The organism is Streptomyces sp. NPDC086989 (genome assembly GCF_044745505.1).
Lineage (GTDB): Bacteria > Actinomycetota > Actinomycetes > Streptomycetales > Streptomycetaceae > Streptomyces.
Window position 1 is genome coordinate 1 of sequence record NZ_JBIVAL010000026.1, and the last position, 17,191, is coordinate 17,191.

Sequence of the window (17,191 nt, forward strand, 5' to 3'; positions counted from 1 at the left end):
CCGCGGGCCTTGCCGCCCAGGGCGGTCGGGCCCTGCCAGGCGCCGTTGCTCACCGCGTCGCTCACCACGTTGCCGTTGGTGTCGACGAACGTCACCAGCGTCCCGGCCGCATTGGTCGCGATCGGCGATCCCGGTCGCGCCTTCCCGCCGATCGCGGAGGGGCCCTGCCAGGCGCCGTTGCTGACCCAGTCGTTCATCACATTGCCGTCGGCGTCGATGAAGAACGCGTGGTCGGCGCTGGCATTGAGGACCACCGGCGAATCCGCCCGTGCCTTCCCGCCGATCCCGGCGGGGCCCTGCCAGGCGCCGTTGCTGACCCAGTCGTTTGCGACACTGCCGTTACCATCCACAAACGCCACGTGCGTCGCACCAGCATCCATCGACACCGGCGACGACACGCCGGAAGCCGACCCGTCGACGATCTTGCCGTAGCGGAGTGCCTTGTAGTCGCCGTTGGGGTGGCCGTCGATGGTGGAGGCGTTGATGGACATGCCGGTGACATGCTTCACCGGGGTCGAACCGAAGCTGTAGTACGAGAACTTGGTGTGCGCGTCGTCGTCCCACTTGTCGAAGAGGATGACGTGGTCGTAGTAGCTGTTGAGAACGTCACCGGCCTTGAGCTGGCTGCGGGAAATCTCGTGGGTGTCGGCGCTGTCCCCGATGCCGACGGTGTTGAGGCTGCTGGTCAGGTGCCAGGCCATCGAGACGTAGCCGGAGCAGTCGGTTCGGTAGTACTTGCCGTCCGAGTCGGGGTACGAACCGCCTTGGTTGTACGTGAGGCTCTTGCCCAGCCAGTACTTGGCGCGCTCGATGACCTCGCTTCGGGTGATGGAACCACCCACAGCGGACGAGGAGACCGTGGCTGCCGCGAGGGTCGTGGCCGTGGCTGTGGCGGGGGCGGTGGCCTGGGCGGGGATTGCGGCGGCGGTGCTGGCAAGACCGGCGATGGCCAGGGTGGCGGCAGCGCGGGCGGCGGAACGCTTCATGGACATGCGTGACTCCTGAGAGTGCTGGTGGGGCGTGTGGTGGTTGGATCCGCTCGGGATCACTTGTCGAGCTGTGCGCCGAGGGTCCGCAGGACGGTGGCGTCGCCTCGGAAGTCGTAGGACGGGGCGGTGCCCGGGGATGCCGCCTCGTCGAAGTGAAGGAAGGCGAGGACGGATCCGCGCTGTACGGCGTAGACGTGGTTGGCCTGGTCGCCGGGGGACGAGAGGCCCTGGACTGCGGTCCAGCGGCGCTGCCAGGCCGCGCTCTCGGCGGTGGTGGCCGTCTCCCGGACGGCGGCGTCCTGGGGCAGCGCGCTCTGCTTCTGGAGCGCCCGGCTGGTCGCCTGGCAGTTCTTCATCGCCTCGACGGTCTCGCGATATGCGGAGACCGCCGTGGCCTCGTCGGGGAAGGTGAGAGTGTCCTGGACGGCGATGGTTTCGCGGGAGGAGCCGAGGTAGCCCTGCTGCTTCCAGGCGGTCGCCTTCTTGACGGTCACGCACTCGTTGAGCTGGAAGTCCCCACTGAGCGGAAGCGACTTGACGTCGCTCATGGGCCTCCACTGCTGCCGGGTGCTGTCCGGGAGTTCGGTGGGGTTGAGCACGCGCTGCGCGGGGGCGGCCTGGCTCGGCCTGGCCGACGGGGTCGTGCTCGCCCCGGTGGCCGGGCTGGCGGCCGTACGGGCCGGGTCCGGGGCAGGGGTCCCGGCGGGGGCAGCCACGGTGCCGCCGGCCCGGGGGGCGCCGGTCGCCGCGGCGGCGGCGGCCGGCACCGGAGCGTCGGTCGCGGAGGCACTGGCCTGCTGGCTCACGCCGTAGACGGCGGCCACCGCAAGGAGGCTCGTTCCGGCGAGAACGGCGCTGCGGACGCGACGGGGCGCGGCGGTGTGGGACATGGCGGATCTCCTGGAAGTGGGCAGGCCGAAGGGAGCCTCGGTGCGGGGACGTCGGGGGTGCTGGGCAGGAACCCGGGGCCGAGGGCGGAGAAGGCGGCGTCAGCGGTGCGTCGCGGTGGCGTGGTAGCCGTGCGAGACGAGGGGTGCGCGGGCGTCGGTGAGGATGGCGTGCGCCTGGTCGAGGGCTGCATCCTCGGACGCGGCTCGCAGGAAGAGGTAGACGTCCATGCCTTCGTCGGAGGCTTTGGCCCGCAGGTGCTCCAGACCGTGGGACGAGGCGGTGCGCGCCCAGATCAGATCGGAGACGAGGGCGAGCGCGCTCTCCTGTGCGGGACCCGGGGGAGTTCCGGCGAGTGAGGCGCGGACCACGCGCATCAGGGTCAGTCCCAGTTGATGCTGTCGGCGCCGGCCTTCGGGGCGGTGTCCCAGTTGATGCTGCCCGGACCCGCAGCGGTGATCTTGGTGCTCCCGTCGGTGACAGCGGCGGAGGCGGTCGTGACGGCTCCGGCGCACAGGAGGGCGGACACGGCGGCGGCAGCGGCGATGCGGGCGGTGCGGGACATGGGATCCCCCTGGATCGAGGCTTGTGGAGTGGATTCGGTGACTGCTGCTGCGCGCTGCTCCGGACCGTCCTTGCGGCTCTGGCCTTGAGTCGGGGACCTTCGCCCCCGCCGTTCCGGTGATCACCATGTTGCTGCCCTTCTGACGTGCGCAGAAGGGGTTCGGGCAGGCACCAACGCGCCTGTCACCTTGGTGCCACGTGTGGCTTACGATCATCGAATCGGCCGCTCGTGCGAGCGGCCGAAGATCAGCTGGGGGGCTGAAGAGTGCTGCAATCACTAGGGCTGGGACCGGACGTCGAAGCCGTGTACCGGGGGATGCTGGCCGACCCATCGGGGGGTGTGGCCGAACTGTGCGCGAGCCTCGGACTCACCGAGACGCAAGTCCGCAGCGGCCTGGACCGGCTCGTTGATCTCGACCTGCTGAGGCCGTCACGGGACAGCCCTGGCGCACTGCGTGCGGTGAGCCCCGATCTGGGCCTGGAGCTACTGCTACGCCGGCAGGAGGAAGACTTGGCCCGCCGCCAGGCGGAGTTGGCCCGCAGCAAGGCTGCCGCCGTGCGGGTCGTATCGGAGTTCGCGGACCTCCGACCGAACACGGAGGTCGACGGAGCGGAACGGCTCGTCGGCATGGATGCCATACAGAGCCGGCTGGAGGAACTGGCCCACGGGCTGGCACGGGAGTTCACGGCGATCCTGCCCGGCGGCGCCCTGTCCGAGGCGAGCCTGGAGGCCTCGCGTCCGCTCGACCGGCGCGCACTCGGCCGTGGCATCGAGATGCGCTCGGTCTATCAGGACAGTGCCCGCAACGACCCCGCGACGCTGGCCTACGCCCGGTGGCTGACGGAGGAGGGCGGCCAGGTGCGCACCAGCCCGCTCCTGCCGCCCCGCCTGCTGATCTTCGACGCCAAGGTGGCCGTCGTACCGATCGACCCCGCCAACTCCCGCCTGGGCGCCCTGTGCACCCGCGCACCCGGCATCGTGGCGTCACTGCTGACCTTGTTCGAGCAGACCTGGGACTCCGCCGTCCCCCTCGGCGCGGACCGCCCCCGCCCCACCGACTCAAAGCCCACCGCGGGCGAACTCGAACTCCTCAAGCTCCTGGCCTCGGGGATGACGGACGAAGCGGCCGGCAAGCGCCTCGGGGTGTCCCTGCGGACCGTCCGCCGCCAGATGTCCGCGCTGATGGAACGCCTCCACGCCAGCAGCCGCTTCGAGGCCGGCCTGAAAGCGGCCCAGCAGGGCTGGCTCTGAGCGGACCGACCGACAGGACGGCAAACGGCGGCGCGGGTTCGATTCCCGATTCGCCGGGGGGTCGGGGGCGGTGGTTGTCCGTGCTGAAGGTGGTCGGTGACGTGGTGCTCAGTGGGCAAGCCTGTAATCCACCGGTGAGTGACGGGTTCTGTAGTCACCACTGCACCCCCGTCGCAGGTCAGCCGGGGAGTCCGGGCGCAAGCCCGAATCTGGCGGGCGGGTGACGAAGCCGCCTCACAAGGGGGGAAGCATCGGGGGAAGCCGGAGGGGGAGTCAGGGGGGCACCCAAAGGGAGGCAAGGGGGGGAGTGACCATGCCGGTCGTCACCCGTGAGGGCGACCGGCGCTGCAAGCTCCGCCCGTCTCAGCGTGCGATGGTGGCACTGGTGTACCTGCGCGAACACTCCACCCTGGCGAAGATCGCTGCCGGGTTCGGGATCAGCGAGTCCACCGCCCACGCCTACACCAGCCGGGTCATCGACCTGCTCGCCGACCGTGCCCCGGTCTGCTGAAGGTCCTGCGTGAGACCGACCCGGACTTCGTCCTGCTGGACGGCACACTTGCCGAGTGCGACCGGGTCGGCAACGGACGCGCCGACTACTGCCGTAAGCACCGCCGGCACGGCGTGAACGTGCAGCTGGTCACCGATCCGGACGGCGGGCTGCTGTGGATCTCACCCGCGTTGCCGGGCCGAACCCACGACCTGACCGCCGCCCGCACCCACCGGATCATCCGCATATGCGAGCGTCAGGGTGTCCCCGTCCTGGCCGACCTCGCCTACCAGGGCGGCGGCCCCTGGGTGACCACGCGTATGCAGACCCCTGCAGAAACTCACCCTCACCGAGAAGACCCTGAACCGTGCCCTGGCCGCGGCCCGGCCACCGGTCGAGCGCGGCGTCGCTCACCTGCAGTCCTGGCGGGTCTTGGGAGTCCGGAACCATGCCGCCGGTGACGTGGCCCCACTGATCGATGCCCACGAACGCGGGCGTCGAAGGGCCGGCCCACTGCCGGCCGTGCTCGGCGACTCGGCGGGCGCGATACGCGGTCTGCTCCGCCAGGAGCAGGATGCCCGCCGACGCGACCGCAGCGACTCCGATGCCCGCCTGCAGCAGGCCCAAGCCGAGGCCGCAGAGCAGTTGCGGGCCCGGCAAGAACAGGGGGAGCGTGAAGTGAACCCGCCGGAAAGGGGCATCGAGGGCAGGCGAGGTCAGGGGTGGAGGCGAGCCCGTGCCTCCCGAGCCCTGCGCCGCTTGACGGCGCGCCGTTCCTCCTCGGTGAGGCCTCCGCACACGCCCATGTCCATGCCCCCTTCCAGAGCCCACTCCAAGCAGCGCTCCACGACCGGGCATCGGCGGCACACCGCCTTGGCTTCCTCGACTTGGAGCAGGGCTGGGCCACTGGTCCCGATGGGGAAGAACAAGTCCGGGTCTTCCTCGCGGCAAGCCGCTCGGTGACGCCAGTCCATCGTCATGCCTCCGTTCACGTAGTCGGTCGCTCACCCACGCACCTGACCGGGATCCGCTGCCCTATGCGGCCAGCGAGGGGACCGGCGCATTTTTCACCACGGCCCGCTCTGAAAATGCCGTACTGATCTCTGTTGGCCTTCGGCGTCCGGGGCAGGTTGTGCGCATGTTCAAGCATCGACGTGTACGTACGGCCGTGGTTCTCGTGGTGGCTTGGGGGGTGCTGACGGGAGTCGAGCGGTGGGGTGAGTCGGCGGCGTGGCCACAAGCCGTGCTGCAAGGGCTGCTCTGGGCTGCCGTTGTCACCGCAGCCTGGTGGTTCGCCGACTGGACTCGTGCGGGCAGCCCCCAGCGGCGACGTCTTGCGAGGAGTCGCGGGGAACAGTGAGGCCGACGTGGAGGGGCACGCACCTGGCCATGCCTTTATCCGCGGCGTCTCCTGGGAAACGGGGTGGAGCGCTCCACACGGATCCGGCTGCCACGACCCCGGGGAGCCACCTATTGGCATGCCGCGGTGCGGCGGGATGCGGGTCAGGCGAGGCGGGACCCGAGGCGAAAGCGCATGTCGCCCGCGGCCCGGCGTACGTCTTGGCGCGGGTCGGCTTGTTCGAGCAACAACGGCCGGCGCTCCCCGTCGGTCACCGCCGTCGGCTGTTCGCCCCAGCCCCGCCGGGCGTACCGGTTTGGGGAAAGCACCATCGCTCGTCAGGATTCCCTGACGTCGTGGAGACGTCAGGGAATCCTGACGTCCGTCGTAGGTGCGAAAGGAGCGCCGCGGCGTGGTGTGGGTCGATGAGACAGGCCGTCACGAGGGCTCGATCGTCGCGGTTTTGGCCGATGGGTGTGAGGCGCCGCCGGGATCCGGCCCGAGGCTGTCTACCACCGCCGCCGGGCCGAACAGCGTTTGCGGGCGTCCCAGCAGCCTCCGGCGTGGACACGGACCGGGAGCCGGCCCCCTCCGATGCCGCGCTCGAATCAGCCACGCCGACGGCTCGGGCGGCGGCCGGGGCGCCGCTCAGAACGCGAACGGCCGGTACTTCAAAGCCTCATTGACGATCTGCTCGGGAGACGAGCCCTGAAGGCTGTCCGAGGGATGGAAGACCAGGTCACTCACCCGGGGATGCGACACGTTCGATTCCAGGAGCCGCAGATAGTAGTCGCTCTCCGCAGAGGCAGTCATGAGTCTGCGAACGATCTCAACGAGCTCGTCCTGGGTGATGTCCGCGACCACGGGGCGAGCGGGCCGGGCCGCCTCCCTCGCGAACTCCTCCAGGCTCCTGCTTCCGTCGTACTCGGCGAAGTCGAGAGCTACGTAGTCGTGACCGGTCATCGCGTTGAACGCCTGGATCGCCTCGCCCGCCACCTCTGGGCGGGCGAGCAGTAGCTCAGCGATCCGCTCAACCTCGGCGCACAGCTCAGTCAGTCGCTGCTGGCTTACGGGCGGGGGCTGCAACTCCGGTCTCAGGTCCATATCGGCATTATGTTCCGTCGTTGCCGACAGCCCAGCCGACCTTTCAGGGCGGTGTCTTTTGCGGGCCGGATGCCGACTGCCCGGTACGCCCCGGCGTCACGCCGCCGGCTCCGGGGCCGGCCTCCGAGCGTCCTCGTGCGGCGGCTACTGGATGCTTTTGAGGTGTGGATGTCCCGGGTCGGCGGGGCAGGCGAAGATGTTCAGCTTGCCCCAGCGGCCCACCGTGACCCCGGTGGGTCCGAGGCCCGCGCTGACGGCCGGGTCCCGTTCCTCCAGCGGCATCCAGCTGCCGCTTCCGCCGCCCCACTCCTCGCTGTCGATGGTCAGCAGCAGTTCCATCGGGGCCGCGCAGGCCGGGCAGCCCAGGGCGGTGGCGTCAGTCAGGTTCCAGGACGGGTAGCCCCCGGCACGCCAGCCGGGCGGGATGGACAGGTCGAACTGGTAGGTCGGCCAGTCCCATTCCTCCACGTCCGCTTCCTCGGCCTCCTCTTCGAGGGCCTCCTCCCGGGCGACGATTCGGGCACACAGCTCTTCGGGCAGCAGCCCCGCGAAGGGGTACGTGACCACCCGCTCGGGATGCAGCACGCACGGCTCGGGTACGTATCCCTCGAAGCCCACGACCTCCGGCACAGGCGGCTGCGCCATGACCTCGACGACCTCCCACGACCGGCGCCATCGCAGGTCCAGCAGCATGCCGGTCCGGTTCTGGCCATGCGCGTCGAAGGGGCACCAGAACACCTGGAGCAGATCGCTGTCTTCCGGCCCAGCGAGCAGGTCGGGCACGTCCCGGCGGTACAGCTGGGCCAGACCGATCATCGGGAGCGGGTCCGTCTCCCCGCCCTCTCCCGCCGTCCGGTGCCTGCGCCTGAGGTCCTCCAGGAGCCGCCTTTCCTCGTCCGTGGGGCCTGAGCATGGGTCCCGGGCCCACGCGGCGGCCGACAGCTGCCGCTCCTGGTGGATGTCCGCGGGGCGGCGGCCGCGCCTGTGGGGGTGCGGGTCGGTGCACACCGGCCACGGCTCGTCCGCCGGCCAGAGCATCGGCCCACCCACGGAGCTCACCGACGCGTCGGGGTTGCCCGGCCGCGGGTGCAACCGGGTGGTCATGCCGCGATGGGCGGCGAGCCCGGGAAAGAGCCCCTCGACGTCGAGCGGGCGCGGTGGCGTGGTCCTCGTCATGATTCCGAACCATAAGGCCGCGGCCGATCCGGCCCTCAGTCGACCGGGCGTCGGGCCTACGGGCCCGCCCCGATGGTGCTCTGTTCGGTGCCGGACAGCGGGGAGATGTTCGGGGAGCTGCGGGTGGCCCTGTCGAGGAGAACGACGGCACTGGGCGTCACCAGGCGGCCGTCGCGGAGGTTTTGGAAGGTCCCGAAGAATCCGCATCGGAGGTCCGGTGCCTTGCCCCGAAGGTGAGGGTGCGCCGTAGCCGCGCACCGCCTTCACCAGCGAAGATGCCCGTCATGAGTACCGAGCGCCTCGGGGCCGGGCGGTGCCTCAGGCGGTCTCCGACGGGCCCGGAGGGGCGCAGAGAGCGGCCTTGACCAGGCGCATCACCACCGGTGTGGCGCTGCGTACGTCCGCGCCGTCGCCGGCTTCGGAGGCGAGGGCGTCGAAGGTCTCGAAGGAGGTGAGGACGGTGAGCACGGCGGCCGCGTCCTCAGGGGCTCCGGCGAGGCGGGCGGTGAGCACCGCGGCGCCCTGGCGGCGGCGGGCGTCGCGGGCGGCGACCACGCGGCCGACCTCCTCGTCCAGGGCGGCGAGGGCGCGCAGCCGACGGGTGCACAGTCGGTCCACCGCCCAGAAGTCGCCGAGGACCGCGACGAACCGGTCCACCGCCTGCCACGGGTCGGCGAGGGTGAACACCTGCGCCAGCCGGTCCATGCCGCCGTCGGCGGCCAGGGCGTCACAGACCGCCTCCAGCAGACCGGTCTTGTTGCCGAACTGGTAGTACACGGTGGCCCGGGCGACGTCCGCCCGTCGGGCCACCGCGTCCAGCGACAGCGCGCCGGTCTCGCCGAGCTGGCCGCGCGCCGCGTTCACGATCCGCACCCGCGTCTCGTCCACGTCCGCCTGCCGCTGTCCCATCCGGTACGCCCGGGGGCTCATCGCGCTCGCCTCCACTTCGTCCGCCCGTCGGCCGCCTCGCTTTCCTGGAGGGCTGGTGCGGCCGACGGGCCCTGCGTGAACAGGAAGTATCGCCGACGGGAGGCTCAGACGATGACGCGGCCGCCGCTGACGTCGAGGGTCTGGCCGGTGATCCAGGAGGAGGCGCAGGAGGCCAGGAAGAGCGTGGCCGAGGCGATGTCCGCCGGTTCGCCGAGGCGGCCAAGGGGGTGGGCGGCCGCCACGGCCCGCTGGACATCTGCCGGCATGCGGGCGGCGGTCCGCTCGGTGCGGACTGCGCCCGGCGCGACGGCGTTGACGCGGACGCCGCTGCCCGCGACCTCGAGGGCCAGATGGCGGGTGAACATCAGCACGCCCGCCTTCGCGGCGGCGTACGCGGCCGAGGCGCCGCTGGGCAGCCGGCCTGCCGTGGAGGCCATGGTGACCACCGAGCCGGCGCCGCGCGCGACCAGGCCGGGCAGGAAGGCGGAGACCGTCAGGAAGGTGGCCGTGAGATTGGCGTCCACGACCGAGCGCCAGTGCTCCGCGCTCTCCCGGACGGTCGCGATCGGAGCGCCGTCGCCGCCCGCGAACGCCGCCAGGACGCCCACTGGGCCGAGGTCGTGCTCGATCGCAGCCGCCGCGCGGGCGAGCGCGGCGGCGTCGGTGCAGTCGGCGGTGACGGCGAGCGCCTTGGCTCCGAGGGAGCGCAGGTCTTCGGAGACGGCGGTGAGGGCCGTCGCGTCCCGGCCGATGACGGCCACGGCGGCGCCCTGACGGGCGAAGCCGCGGGCGGTTTCCGCGCCGATGCCGCGGCTGCCGCCGGTGACCACGACGACTTGGCCTGCCAGGTCGGGGTAGTGGGCGGGCTCCGACTGGGCGGGTTGGTGGGCTTCCATGGCGTCTGTCCCCTTCGCTGTGCGGTGTGGTTCACTTGGTTTCAGTCATACAGCCTGTCTGACTGAAGTTCCAGCGGCGGAGCACGACGGAACCGAGGAGGAGCGGGATGGCAACGATGAGAGTCGCTGTGGTGGGTGCGGCCGGGCGTACCGGACGGCTGGTCGCCGAGGGTGCCCTGGAGGCGGGCCATGCGGTGACGGCCGTCGTACGCGACCGGAGCCGGCTGCCGGTCTCCGTCCAGGGGGCGGTGCGGGTGGTCACGGCCGACGTCCGGGACCACGGGGCGCTGCGCGGGGCGTTCGAGGGGCATGACGTGGTCGTCACGGCGCTGGGCACGGCCGGCCGGGGAGCCACCACTGTCTTCTCCGCCGGCGCGCGGGAGGTGGTCGCCGCCTGCGCCGCGGATGGGGTAGGCCATGTGCTGGCGATGTCCTCGGCGGGGCTGGACAGCGGCCATCTGCCGTTCGCCGAGCGGGTGGTGACGCGGCTGGTGGTGGACCGGCTGTACCGGGAGATTCACCGGGACCTCGCCCGGATGGAGGAGGGGCTGGCAGGCTCGCCCGTGCCGTGGACCGTCGTGCGCGTCCCGATGCTCAAGGACGGGCCGGCCTCGGAGCGGCCCCGGGCGGTGTACGACGCGCCGCTGCCACGGGCGGGCACCGCGACCCGGGCGACCGTGGCGGCCTGGATCGTCGGCCACCTCGGGGACCCGGCCGCCTTCCGGCGCCAGGTGACGCTCGCCGACGGCTGACCGGCGGGAAACGTGCCGACCGGGGGCGGAGCGCCAGGGCGGGGCGGTGCGTGCGCGGACGGGGGCCGCAGCGCGGCTTCTGCTGCTGGGGCCGTCACGGTCAGGCAAGTCCCACGCGGCCTACGCTGCCCTCCGCCGCTTGGTCGGCCGGCCCATGCCGGGCAACCGTCATGACTTCCGTGGCTGGGAGGAGTCCGGCGCCAAGGCCGCCACCGGTCACACCGCGACCATTGCTGACGGCGGCTACCAGGGCACCGGACTCGTCATCCGCACCGTCGGCCAGCGGCAAGGGACTCCCGGTCTGGAAAGAGGGAAACAACCGTTACCACCAGCGAGTTCGGGTCCGCGTCGAGCACACCTTCGGCCCCGTCGTGTCGGACGGCAGGTGAAGGTCCGTTGTGGACGCCGAGAGGGGTGTGCGGCTCTGATGTGGGGTGCGCGGGCGCGCGGCGGGGAGGCGGCGGCCGCCGGTGAGGATCAGGTCTTCGCTTCAGGGGTAGGGTGACAGGTAGCCGTTGGTGATTCCCGCGCTGCCGCGTCCTCCTGGGGGAGGGCGCTTCTGGTACGGACCTCCTCGACGTGCGGCCGCGTGGCTGCGCACTTCCACCCGTCCCTGGGGTGGCGGGGGGCTCCGACCGAAGGGACGGGCACCATGGAACACGACCCTTGCGTGAAGCCTGCGCACGGAGCAGAGATCCTTGCTCCTGATCGGGTGATGTCGGAGCTGAGCTTCCACCGGCTGTCAGGCGATGCGGAGACGCGTGTCCTGGCTGTGGTGGGCGAGGCCGACATTGACACCGAGCCTGCCCTGGCCCGCGCCTTGACCGCCGCCCTTCGCGAACCGCCCCCTCCGCGGGCCCTCACGGTCGACTGCTCTGGCCTGTCGTTCTGCGGGTGCGCCGGCCTCAACCAGCTTCTTCGGGTCCGACACGCTGCTGTGGAGGCCGGCGTCTCGTTCGCCCTCGCGGATCTCAGCCCGCAGGTCGCCCGCCTCCTCGACCTCACCGGTGCCCGTGCCGTCTTCGACGTCCTGCCCAAACTCCCCACTGCGGGACAGGCAGGGCCCGCAGGACACATCCCGTCGCCCCAGCGTGCGGCCGGACCAGCTGCTGCGCCTGACGCCGGACCGACCGGCATGGGCATAGGAGCACAGGTCGCCCTGCTCACAGCGCAGATTGAGCGGCAGACCAGCGCCGGCCAGTGGGCGCTGTCGGACGCCGACACGGCCCTGGCCCGCGCTACCGCCACGCGCCTTGGGGCGTTCGTGGGCGCCGCTGCCGTCCAGGAGGCTCTGCCGGGCATCGAACGCCTGGAGTACCTGCGCGAAGCCCTCGCGGTCCTGGCCGTCGGCACCGCCCACACCCACGGACAACTCGCCTGGTTCCTCGGCCGCGCCGCTGCCGCACTGTCCCCCGTCTTGCACTGGCGCGCCCTGACGGCCGACCGGGAGCACGCGCTGGGCACCATCGTCCCCACGCTGGAGGAGTTCACCGACGCGGAGAACGCCGTCCGCCGGCTGAACATCGTCCTCGCCGGCACCACCGTCCACGGCCCGGCGACCGAAGCCGCCCCCGGCCGCCTCCAGGCGGCCAGCCGCGACCTGTAGGCGTGCGCGCGGCCACGGTACGGGTCCTCATTGGCCTCGTGCGGTTCTCTGCCATGCCGCGAGGGAGGCTGCGGGGATGGTGCTCAGAGCGCCGGTGGAGCCGATGCCGGGGCAGGCCGCCGAGGCGTTGACGGTCCCCGGTGGCCCGGCGTCAGCAGCCCGACTTGGCTTCGAAGGCCGGGCCCGTCTCACGAGGTGTCGCTACGTGGTCGAAGACGACCAGCAGCCACTCGTCGCCTCGTGTCTCCCCAGTGAGGCCGGCCGCGCGGAGCGCTGCGGCCATGGCCGGTCCGAAGGCGGGCCGCAGCCCAGGCAGCTCGGCGGGTGCGGGGCGGCGGCCGCGGCGGGGGCCGGCGGCGGCCGGCCGGTGTGATCTCCTCGAACCCGGCGTCGGACCGCCCCGACACGGGCCAGTTGAAACGCCTGGTCAAGCTCGACATCCTCACCGAAGTCGATACCGGCAGCTTCGCCAGGAAGCAGTAACCGGCCGAGCACCGTGACCAGCAGCCCTGTCCCAGCCTCACCCGGAAACAGACCTCAGCTCACGAACCGCCCTCTCAGATGTCGCCGCGCACTTGAAGGGCGACGCTCCGGCCCCGGCCGTTTCGCGGCCGCGACCGGAGGCGTAGTGTCCGGGCATGATCGAACTGAACTACCCGTCGGCGAACCGGAATCGCCCGACAACGTCGTCCCTGGTGCTGGCACTTGTCGTTTTGGTCGTCGAGGGGTTCGCGGCGTTCGTCACGCTCGGCCGGGTGGAGTTTTGTTGGCTGGTGGGCGGGAGCATCGCCCTCATCGCCCCGCTTGTCCTGCTGTCGTCCCGGAGCTGGAGCAGGGTCGGGGCCGACGGGATAACCATCTGTTGGGGCCTTGGACACGGCCGCACCTACCCTTGGGACGAGATCCAGTGGATTGACGTGCGCGAGACCCAAGGGCAGGGAGCGTCGTCGTATGCGGTCCGTATGTTTCTGTTGGGCGGCCGGCGTCGTTCGTTGCCCGGGCTCTATCGCAGCGGCATGCATCCCGCCCCCGATTTCGACGAGCAGTTCCGACGGGTCGTCGACTGGTGGGAGCTGAGCACGGACCAGAGCGCACGCGTCCGGCCCCCGAAGCGGTTCCGGGACCGGCTGACTCCCGCCGTGGTGGGCCTCGTGGTCGTACCTGCCGTTGTCGTCGTGGCGTTCGTCGCTCTCATGATCTTCGGACCGCACTGAACGGCATCTGATCGCTCCCGATGAGGTCGCGGAGCCGGACGATGTCGGTGCGGTGGCCAGGTTGCCGTTGAGGGTGCAGCCGCGATGTCGTCCAAAGTCGCGACGGTCCGGTGCTGTTTCGGCTCCCGATGCAGCGTTCGGCGCGGTCGCGTGGCGGGGTGGCTCGGGGTTGGAGGCGGGCGGGTGGCCGCCGGGCCGGCCGCGCGGACGAGCGAGGACGAGGCCACAGCCGACCCGTCCGGCGGTCCGGCCGATATCACCCCCCCCGCCTTCACGTTCTTGGCACTGCGCGAGGGTCTGGATGCCCTTGTGGGAGGCTTCCGCGGGCCACCCGGACGGTGGTGGTCGTGCCGGGCCGCCGGCTGCTGTGGGGGCTCGCACGGCCCGCGCCGGCTCATCCCAAGCGCGCCCAGGCGCCGCTGCTGCTCCTTGTTCAGCCGGCTGAAGTCAGTACTCCTTGTCCCTGGGCCCGAGGTAGTACGTCTTGTCGAAGAAGACCGGGTCCACGGTGTCCAGGTCCACGAACCCGGTGATCTCGATCGTCTGCGACAGGCGCGGCGCGATCTCGTCGAGCTCCTGCGGCTCGACGAGCTCGTGCTCCTCCCCGGTGCGAAGCCCGGGCCGGTGCCCTGGACGGCGTTCGGACGCCGCGTTCGGACGCCGCGTTCGGGCTGGCGGTGGCCTTGGTGAAGGAGGCAGCCGGCCTCTGACCGGCAGGGCCACGACACGAGGGAACCCGGCTTCAAGGCGTGCCCGTACGTCCGGCCGGAGTCAGTTGCCGACCGGGCACGGCCCGGCGCTCTCAGGGTTCGCCGTCTTGGTGCCCGTTTTCCTGGCTGCCTTCGTCCTGGTGATTGCGGCGATCGCGATCGGCTTCGTCGAGCTCTCGCATGCGGCGCTCGACGCGTTCCTTCAGGCTCTCCTGCTCCGGAGACTCGGGCTCGGTCTCGGGCCGCTGGATCCTGTTGCGCAGGCGGTCCGCGCGCTCCTTGCGTTGCTGGGCGTCCTCGCTCACGACAGCCTCCCCGGCAGGTGGGACGAGGGGCGTCCGGGAACGATCGTCCTCCTCACTTCGCCTTCTTCCCCTTGGCCTTGGCCTTGAAGGCCTTAGCCGCCGGGTTGGCCCCCTTCAACCGCTCGATCTCGGCGCGCCATTTGTCGGCCTGGGCGCCGGTGGACTCCTTCACGCGCGCCGTGAGGGTCCGCGCGGCCAGGTAGGGCTTGGAGGAGGGGCCGCTGGCGGCCAGGCGGCTGACGGTCTTGGTCTGGGCGTCGATGGCCTCGCGGATGCTGCCGCTGCCCGACAGTTTGCCGAGTCTGTGGAACGTCGGCTGCTTGCCATCGAACCAGGTCTGCTGCCACCACTCGCCGGTGGCCGTGTCCTCCCAGCTGATGTATCCGCCGCGCAGGATCGTCCGGGGCGCCGTGATGTGGCCGCCGAAGCTGTAGCGCGTGCCCGGGACGGTGACCGGATCGTAGAAGCGCGGGAGGAAGAAGTCGGAGACGAGCAGCCCGTTGACGGTGTAGCCGAACTCCTCGGCCTCCGAGGGGTCGGCGACCTCGACGAGGAACCGGGCCTGCCCCTGCTCGGGGTGGGGAGACTTGCCGGACACCAGGCGGTTCCCGAACGGGTCGGCCAGCATCTCCAGCATCTCGTGGCTCGCGGTCAGCGACCAGCTGTCGCTGAACTCGATCAGGGAGAAGGGCTGGCCGTTCTCGTCCGTGTGGTACCCCGCCGCGTCGGGAACGTCGTCAACCACGATCAGCGGCCAGTACCCGACGGGAACGTCCTCCAGCCTGTCGAAGGCGTCCACCGTCGCGTTCACCTGCCACAGCGGTGCGAAGTCACGAGTCGCCTGTTTCTGGAGCGCGGCGGCGACCCGGCTGATCTGCGAGGGGTTGATCTTGTTGATCTTGGTCTCGGACACGAGGGCGAGCTGGTTGATGAGCATGGGCGCAGCTGACCTTCCGTTTCGGGGCAGCGGCGGCTTGGAACCACTCCGGCTCCCCAAGGCCGCCAGACCCGCCGAGCTTCACAGAACGCCGGCCCGATGATGCGCGCACACGTCCGAACGCGGGGAGATTCCAGTCGAATGGCGGTTTACGAAGAGCGGTCCGCTCTCGCGGATGCTTCGTGATGGGGCCGCTGTGTGTACGGGCCGGACCCGGATGAGCCGGACCTGGTGCGGAAGCCGGGTCACAGCCATGTGCAGCCTGGTGGGCGGCCCGCTGGACGGGATGCTGCTCGACGTCTGCGCCTGGGATCCTGGGGCCCGGCTTGGCGCAGGCAGGATCTGTCGGGCCGCTTATCTGGTTGCCCGGGCCGAGCGGGGTTGGGCGCGCAAGGCAGGCAGCCGGGCGGCGTCTTCGGCTCTGGCCAGGCTCTCGCCCAAGGTCAGCAGCGAGAGGAGCCGCACCGGCCGGCCGGCGGTGGCAGCGGCCTCCAGTTTGTGGTGGCCGTCGAGGAGGAAATGGGTCAGGCCCCAGTGCACGAAGTAGTCGTCTGCTCGGTCGATGGCGGGCTGGCACACGTCCAGCGTGGAGACCGCCACCGCCGTGGGGACCGTTTCCCGCTCCATGAGCGCGACGTACTCCTCGACGCGCTCCCGCTCGTTCCACGTCGGGGGAACCATGGGCACGATGAACTCGTAGAGGTGGGCGTCCTCATCGACCACGGTCTCGAAGGTCCGGTAGTACGGAGTGTGTGGGTACTCGGGGAGGCCCCAGAACTGGTCGATTCCCCACGTCGTTACCTGTTCGCCGCTGAAGTAGTCGCCCTCCTTACCGGGGATGACCAGCCGGGGTTCCACGTCCAGGAGGAGCGGAAGATACTCGCCCTCCGGCAGCAACGCACCGAACGCCCCGATCACGCCTCCGTCGTTCGGTTCGGCCAGCGCTCCGGTGAGCCGTTCCTGCATGCGCTCCAGCGACAGCTTCTCCCGGGCGGTCTCCAGCCGGCGGAACAGGAGCGGGCACGTTCCGCAGTAGAAGCTGAGCTCGAAGGCAGGCTCGTCATCGACCATGAGCAAGCGGCGCCGCGGCCCGCCGCCGAGCTCCTGCAGTTCCGCATCGAAGTGCAACCGTGCCTCGGAGGAAGGGACGCCGAGACTGCGGGGGTCGCCCGTTTTGATCATCACGGGCCGACCGTACGGGACGCCGTGGACGGGCTCCACCGAGTACTGAGCGTGCATCTGACCGGACGGGTCAAATAGAGCGCTAAGCCACACCGGCTGTGCCTGCCCCCGTTCGCGGCAGGTGATCGCCCCCATCCAAACCTCCTCCGGTTCGGCGGCCGGACCTCTGTCGGTCACTGGTTCGGCCCATTGCCCGTGACGGATGGGTGGTTGGGGCTGTTGTGGGATTCATCGTCCGAGCAGTTTCCTGCTCATTGAGAGATCAAGGAGATCTTGATGTCGCGTTTCACCAAGGCCATGGCCGTTACCGCCGCCGCCGGTGCTCTCCTGGCAGGCGGGGCCGGCATGGCTGCCGCCGACGCCGAGGCCCAGGGCGCTGCTATCGGCTCCCCGGGTGTCCTGTCCGGCAATGTCGTCCAGGTGCCCATCCACATCCCGATCAACATCTGTGGCAACACCGTCAACGTCGTCGGCCTCCTCAACCCGGCCTTCGGCAACGTCTGCATCAACAAGAGTGGCGGCGACAAGGACGGTCACTACAAGGCCGAGCACCACGACGGGTACTGACAGCTCCAGGTTCTGAACGTGGCGCTCTCATGACGCCGCCACATCCAGCGTCGCGCAACCGCCGCGTATACCGCTTGTACAGATCGGCCTCCCCCGCTTCTTCCGGGGGAGGCCGCTGCCATGACGGGATCCAGCACGGTGTAGCCGAGCCTGTACGTGAACGCGAGGCGGGGGAGCGGAAAGAGCCGCGCCGGCTGCGGGAGGCGGCGCCCGGGCCCTGCCCGGACCGCGGGCGCACGGTCTGCCCGCCCGACACGGAAGGCGGCTGAGTGCGCTCACGAGGTCCCGGG

The 17,191-nt window shown here is 70.8% G+C and carries 20 protein-coding genes and 3 pseudogenes; 7 read left to right on the forward strand and 16 right to left on the reverse strand.

What is annotated here, in order from left to right; genetic code table 11:
• The 4 genes and pseudogenes from ACIPK4_RS36780 to ACIPK4_RS36795 all read right to left on the reverse strand — a co-directional run.
• Nucleotides 1-992 (reverse strand): annotated as a pseudogene (locus ACIPK4_RS36780) (hypothetical protein); the annotation flags it as partial.
• Nucleotides 993-1,045: 53 nt separating this feature from the next.
• Nucleotides 1,046-1,879, reverse strand: a complete 834-nt coding sequence (locus ACIPK4_RS36785; RefSeq protein WP_402321385.1) for a hypothetical protein — start codon at nt 1,877-1,879, stop codon at nt 1,046-1,048.
• Nucleotides 1,880-1,978: 99 nt separating this feature from the next.
• Nucleotides 1,979-2,248: a hypothetical protein gene (locus tag ACIPK4_RS36790; protein WP_402321388.1), complete on the reverse strand. Its 270-nt coding sequence runs from the start codon at nt 2,246-2,248 to the stop codon at nt 1,979-1,981.
• A gap of 11 nt (nt 2,249-2,259) precedes the next feature.
• A complete protein-coding gene (locus tag ACIPK4_RS36795; protein ID WP_402321391.1) occupies nt 2,260-2,442 on the reverse strand; it encodes a hypothetical protein in 183 nt (60 codons plus the stop codon).
• 264 nt (nt 2,443-2,706) lie between these two features.
• Between ACIPK4_RS36795 and ACIPK4_RS36800 the strand changes: the two genes are divergently transcribed.
• Together ACIPK4_RS36800 and ACIPK4_RS36805 are read left to right on the forward strand one after the other, a co-directional pair.
• Nucleotides 2,707-3,693 (forward strand): LuxR C-terminal-related transcriptional regulator, encoded by a 987-nt coding sequence (locus ACIPK4_RS36800; protein WP_402321394.1) that lies wholly within the window; start codon nt 2,707-2,709, stop codon nt 3,691-3,693.
• Between the two features lie 313 nt (nt 3,694-4,006).
• A pseudogene (locus ACIPK4_RS36805) lies at nt 4,007-4,615 on the forward strand (transposase family protein); the annotation flags it as partial.
• A gap of 284 nt (nt 4,616-4,899) precedes the next feature.
• Here the strand turns inward: ACIPK4_RS36805 and ACIPK4_RS36810 are convergent.
• From ACIPK4_RS36810 to ACIPK4_RS36840, 7 genes are all read right to left on the reverse strand, one after another.
• Nucleotides 4,900-5,157 carry a WhiB family transcriptional regulator gene (locus ACIPK4_RS36810; RefSeq protein ID WP_402321504.1) on the reverse strand — a complete coding sequence of 86 codons (258 nt, stop codon included), beginning with the start codon at nt 5,155-5,157 and terminating at the stop codon, nt 4,900-4,902.
• A 529-nt stretch (nt 5,158-5,686) separates the two neighbouring features.
• Entirely contained in the window at nt 5,687-5,854 is a 168-nt protein-coding gene (locus ACIPK4_RS36815; RefSeq protein ID WP_402321396.1) for a hypothetical protein, read from the reverse strand.
• A gap of 177 nt (nt 5,855-6,031) precedes the next feature.
• On the reverse strand, nt 6,032-6,118 hold the full coding sequence (locus ACIPK4_RS36820) for a hypothetical protein (RefSeq protein WP_402321507.1): 87 nt from the start codon (nt 6,116-6,118) through the stop codon (nt 6,032-6,034).
• Nucleotides 6,119-6,170: 52 nt separating this feature from the next.
• Nucleotides 6,171-6,626 carry a bacteriocin immunity protein gene (locus ACIPK4_RS36825; protein WP_402321399.1) on the reverse strand — a complete coding sequence of 152 codons (456 nt, stop codon included), beginning with the start codon at nt 6,624-6,626 and terminating at the stop codon, nt 6,171-6,173.
• 144 nt (nt 6,627-6,770) lie between these two features.
• The gene (locus tag ACIPK4_RS36830; RefSeq protein ID WP_402321402.1) at nt 6,771-7,802 is read right to left on the reverse strand and encodes a hypothetical protein; all 1,032 of its coding nucleotides are present in this window, start codon (nt 7,800-7,802) and stop codon (nt 6,771-6,773) included.
• A 318-nt stretch (nt 7,803-8,120) separates the two neighbouring features.
• Entirely contained in the window at nt 8,121-8,732 is a 612-nt protein-coding gene (locus ACIPK4_RS36835; protein WP_402321405.1) for a TetR/AcrR family transcriptional regulator, read from the reverse strand.
• A gap of 104 nt (nt 8,733-8,836) precedes the next feature.
• Nucleotides 8,837-9,628, reverse strand: a complete 792-nt coding sequence (locus tag ACIPK4_RS36840; protein ID WP_402321408.1) for an SDR family NAD(P)-dependent oxidoreductase — start codon at nt 9,626-9,628, stop codon at nt 8,837-8,839.
• Between the two features lie 107 nt (nt 9,629-9,735).
• On the opposite strand from ACIPK4_RS36840, the gene ACIPK4_RS36845 reads away from it, so the two are divergent.
• The 3 genes and pseudogenes from ACIPK4_RS36845 to ACIPK4_RS36855 all read left to right on the forward strand — a co-directional run bounded on the left by ACIPK4_RS36845 (nt 9,736) and on the right by ACIPK4_RS36855 (nt 11,986).
• Nucleotides 9,736-10,380 (forward strand): NAD(P)-dependent oxidoreductase, encoded by a 645-nt coding sequence (locus tag ACIPK4_RS36845; RefSeq protein WP_402321411.1) that lies wholly within the window; start codon nt 9,736-9,738, stop codon nt 10,378-10,380.
• 139 nt (nt 10,381-10,519) lie between these two features.
• Nucleotides 10,520-10,742 (forward strand): annotated as a pseudogene (locus ACIPK4_RS36850) (transposase); the annotation flags it as partial.
• 353 nt (nt 10,743-11,095) lie between these two features.
• Nucleotides 11,096-11,986, forward strand: coding sequence for an STAS domain-containing protein (locus ACIPK4_RS36855; RefSeq protein ID WP_402321413.1), 891 nt, complete (start codon nt 11,096-11,098; stop codon nt 11,984-11,986).
• Nucleotides 11,987-12,137: 151 nt separating this feature from the next.
• Here ACIPK4_RS36855 and ACIPK4_RS36860 read toward each other — a convergent pair whose 3' ends face one another.
• Nucleotides 12,138-12,269, reverse strand: a complete 132-nt coding sequence (locus tag ACIPK4_RS36860; RefSeq protein WP_402321416.1) for a hypothetical protein — start codon at nt 12,267-12,269, stop codon at nt 12,138-12,140.
• Between the two features lie 355 nt (nt 12,270-12,624).
• On the opposite strand from ACIPK4_RS36860, the gene ACIPK4_RS36865 reads away from it, so the two are divergent.
• Nucleotides 12,625-13,200, forward strand: coding sequence for a hypothetical protein (locus ACIPK4_RS36865; protein ID WP_402321418.1), 576 nt, complete (start codon nt 12,625-12,627; stop codon nt 13,198-13,200).
• Between the two features lie 447 nt (nt 13,201-13,647).
• Here ACIPK4_RS36865 and ACIPK4_RS36870 read toward each other — a convergent pair whose 3' ends face one another.
• The 4 genes from ACIPK4_RS36870 to ACIPK4_RS36885 form a co-directional block, all read right to left on the reverse strand.
• Nucleotides 13,648-13,923 (reverse strand): Ku protein, encoded by a 276-nt coding sequence (locus ACIPK4_RS36870; RefSeq protein ID WP_402321421.1) that lies wholly within the window; start codon nt 13,921-13,923, stop codon nt 13,648-13,650.
• Between the two features lie 79 nt (nt 13,924-14,002).
• Nucleotides 14,003-14,215: a hypothetical protein gene (locus ACIPK4_RS36875; RefSeq protein WP_402321423.1), complete on the reverse strand. Its 213-nt coding sequence runs from the start codon at nt 14,213-14,215 to the stop codon at nt 14,003-14,005.
• 52 nt (nt 14,216-14,267) lie between these two features.
• Nucleotides 14,268-15,152: a hypothetical protein gene (locus ACIPK4_RS36880; protein ID WP_402321425.1), complete on the reverse strand. Its 885-nt coding sequence runs from the start codon at nt 15,150-15,152 to the stop codon at nt 14,268-14,270.
• A gap of 354 nt (nt 15,153-15,506) precedes the next feature.
• A complete protein-coding gene (locus ACIPK4_RS36885) occupies nt 15,507-16,334 on the reverse strand; it encodes a hypothetical protein (protein ID WP_402321510.1) in 828 nt (275 codons plus the stop codon).
• Between the two features lie 276 nt (nt 16,335-16,610).
• Here ACIPK4_RS36885 and ACIPK4_RS36890 point away from each other — a divergent pair, with 276 nt between their 5' ends.
• Nucleotides 16,611-16,901, forward strand: a complete 291-nt coding sequence (locus ACIPK4_RS36890) for a chaplin (protein ID WP_402321428.1) — start codon at nt 16,611-16,613, stop codon at nt 16,899-16,901.
• The last annotated feature ends 290 nt before the right edge of the window (nt 16,902-17,191 follow it).

Bases quoted from the DNA above. Each gene is read 5' to 3' on its own strand.
- ACIPK4_RS36785 (WP_402321385.1), bottom strand. From the start codon at position 1,879: ATGTCCCACACCGCCGCGCCCCGTCGCGTCCGCAGCGCCGTTCTCGCC.
- ACIPK4_RS36795 (WP_402321391.1), bottom strand. From the start codon at position 2,442: ATGTCCCGCACCGCCCGCATCGCCGCTGCCGCCGCCGTGTCCGCCCTC.
- ACIPK4_RS36810 (WP_402321504.1), bottom strand. From the start codon at position 5,157: ATGGACTGGCGTCACCGAGCGGCTTGCCGCGAGGAAGACCCGGACTTG.
- ACIPK4_RS36815 (WP_402321396.1), bottom strand. From the start codon at position 5,854: ATGGTGCTTTCCCCAAACCGGTACGCCCGGCGGGGCTGGGGCGAACAG.
- ACIPK4_RS36825 (WP_402321399.1), bottom strand. From the start codon at position 6,626: ATGGACCTGAGACCGGAGTTGCAGCCCCCGCCCGTAAGCCAGCAGCGA.
- ACIPK4_RS36830 (WP_402321402.1), bottom strand. From the start codon at position 7,802: ATGACGAGGACCACGCCACCGCGCCCGCTCGACGTCGAGGGGCTCTTT.
- ACIPK4_RS36835 (WP_402321405.1), bottom strand. From the start codon at position 8,732: ATGAGCCCCCGGGCGTACCGGATGGGACAGCGGCAGGCGGACGTGGAC.
- ACIPK4_RS36840 (WP_402321408.1), bottom strand. From the start codon at position 9,628: ATGGAAGCCCACCAACCCGCCCAGTCGGAGCCCGCCCACTACCCCGAC.
- ACIPK4_RS36845 (WP_402321411.1), top strand. From the start codon at position 9,736: ATGGCAACGATGAGAGTCGCTGTGGTGGGTGCGGCCGGGCGTACCGGA.
- ACIPK4_RS36855 (WP_402321413.1), top strand. From the start codon at position 11,096: ATGTCGGAGCTGAGCTTCCACCGGCTGTCAGGCGATGCGGAGACGCGT.
- ACIPK4_RS36860 (WP_402321416.1), bottom strand. From the start codon at position 12,269: ATGGCCGCAGCGCTCCGCGCGGCCGGCCTCACTGGGGAGACACGAGGC.
- ACIPK4_RS36865 (WP_402321418.1), top strand. From the start codon at position 12,625: ATGATCGAACTGAACTACCCGTCGGCGAACCGGAATCGCCCGACAACG.
- ACIPK4_RS36880 (WP_402321425.1), bottom strand. From the start codon at position 15,152: ATGCTCATCAACCAGCTCGCCCTCGTGTCCGAGACCAAGATCAACAAG.
- ACIPK4_RS36885 (WP_402321510.1), bottom strand. From the start codon at position 16,334: ATGATCAAAACGGGCGACCCCCGCAGTCTCGGCGTCCCTTCCTCCGAG.
- ACIPK4_RS36890 (WP_402321428.1), top strand. From the start codon at position 16,611: ATGTCGCGTTTCACCAAGGCCATGGCCGTTACCGCCGCCGCCGGTGCT.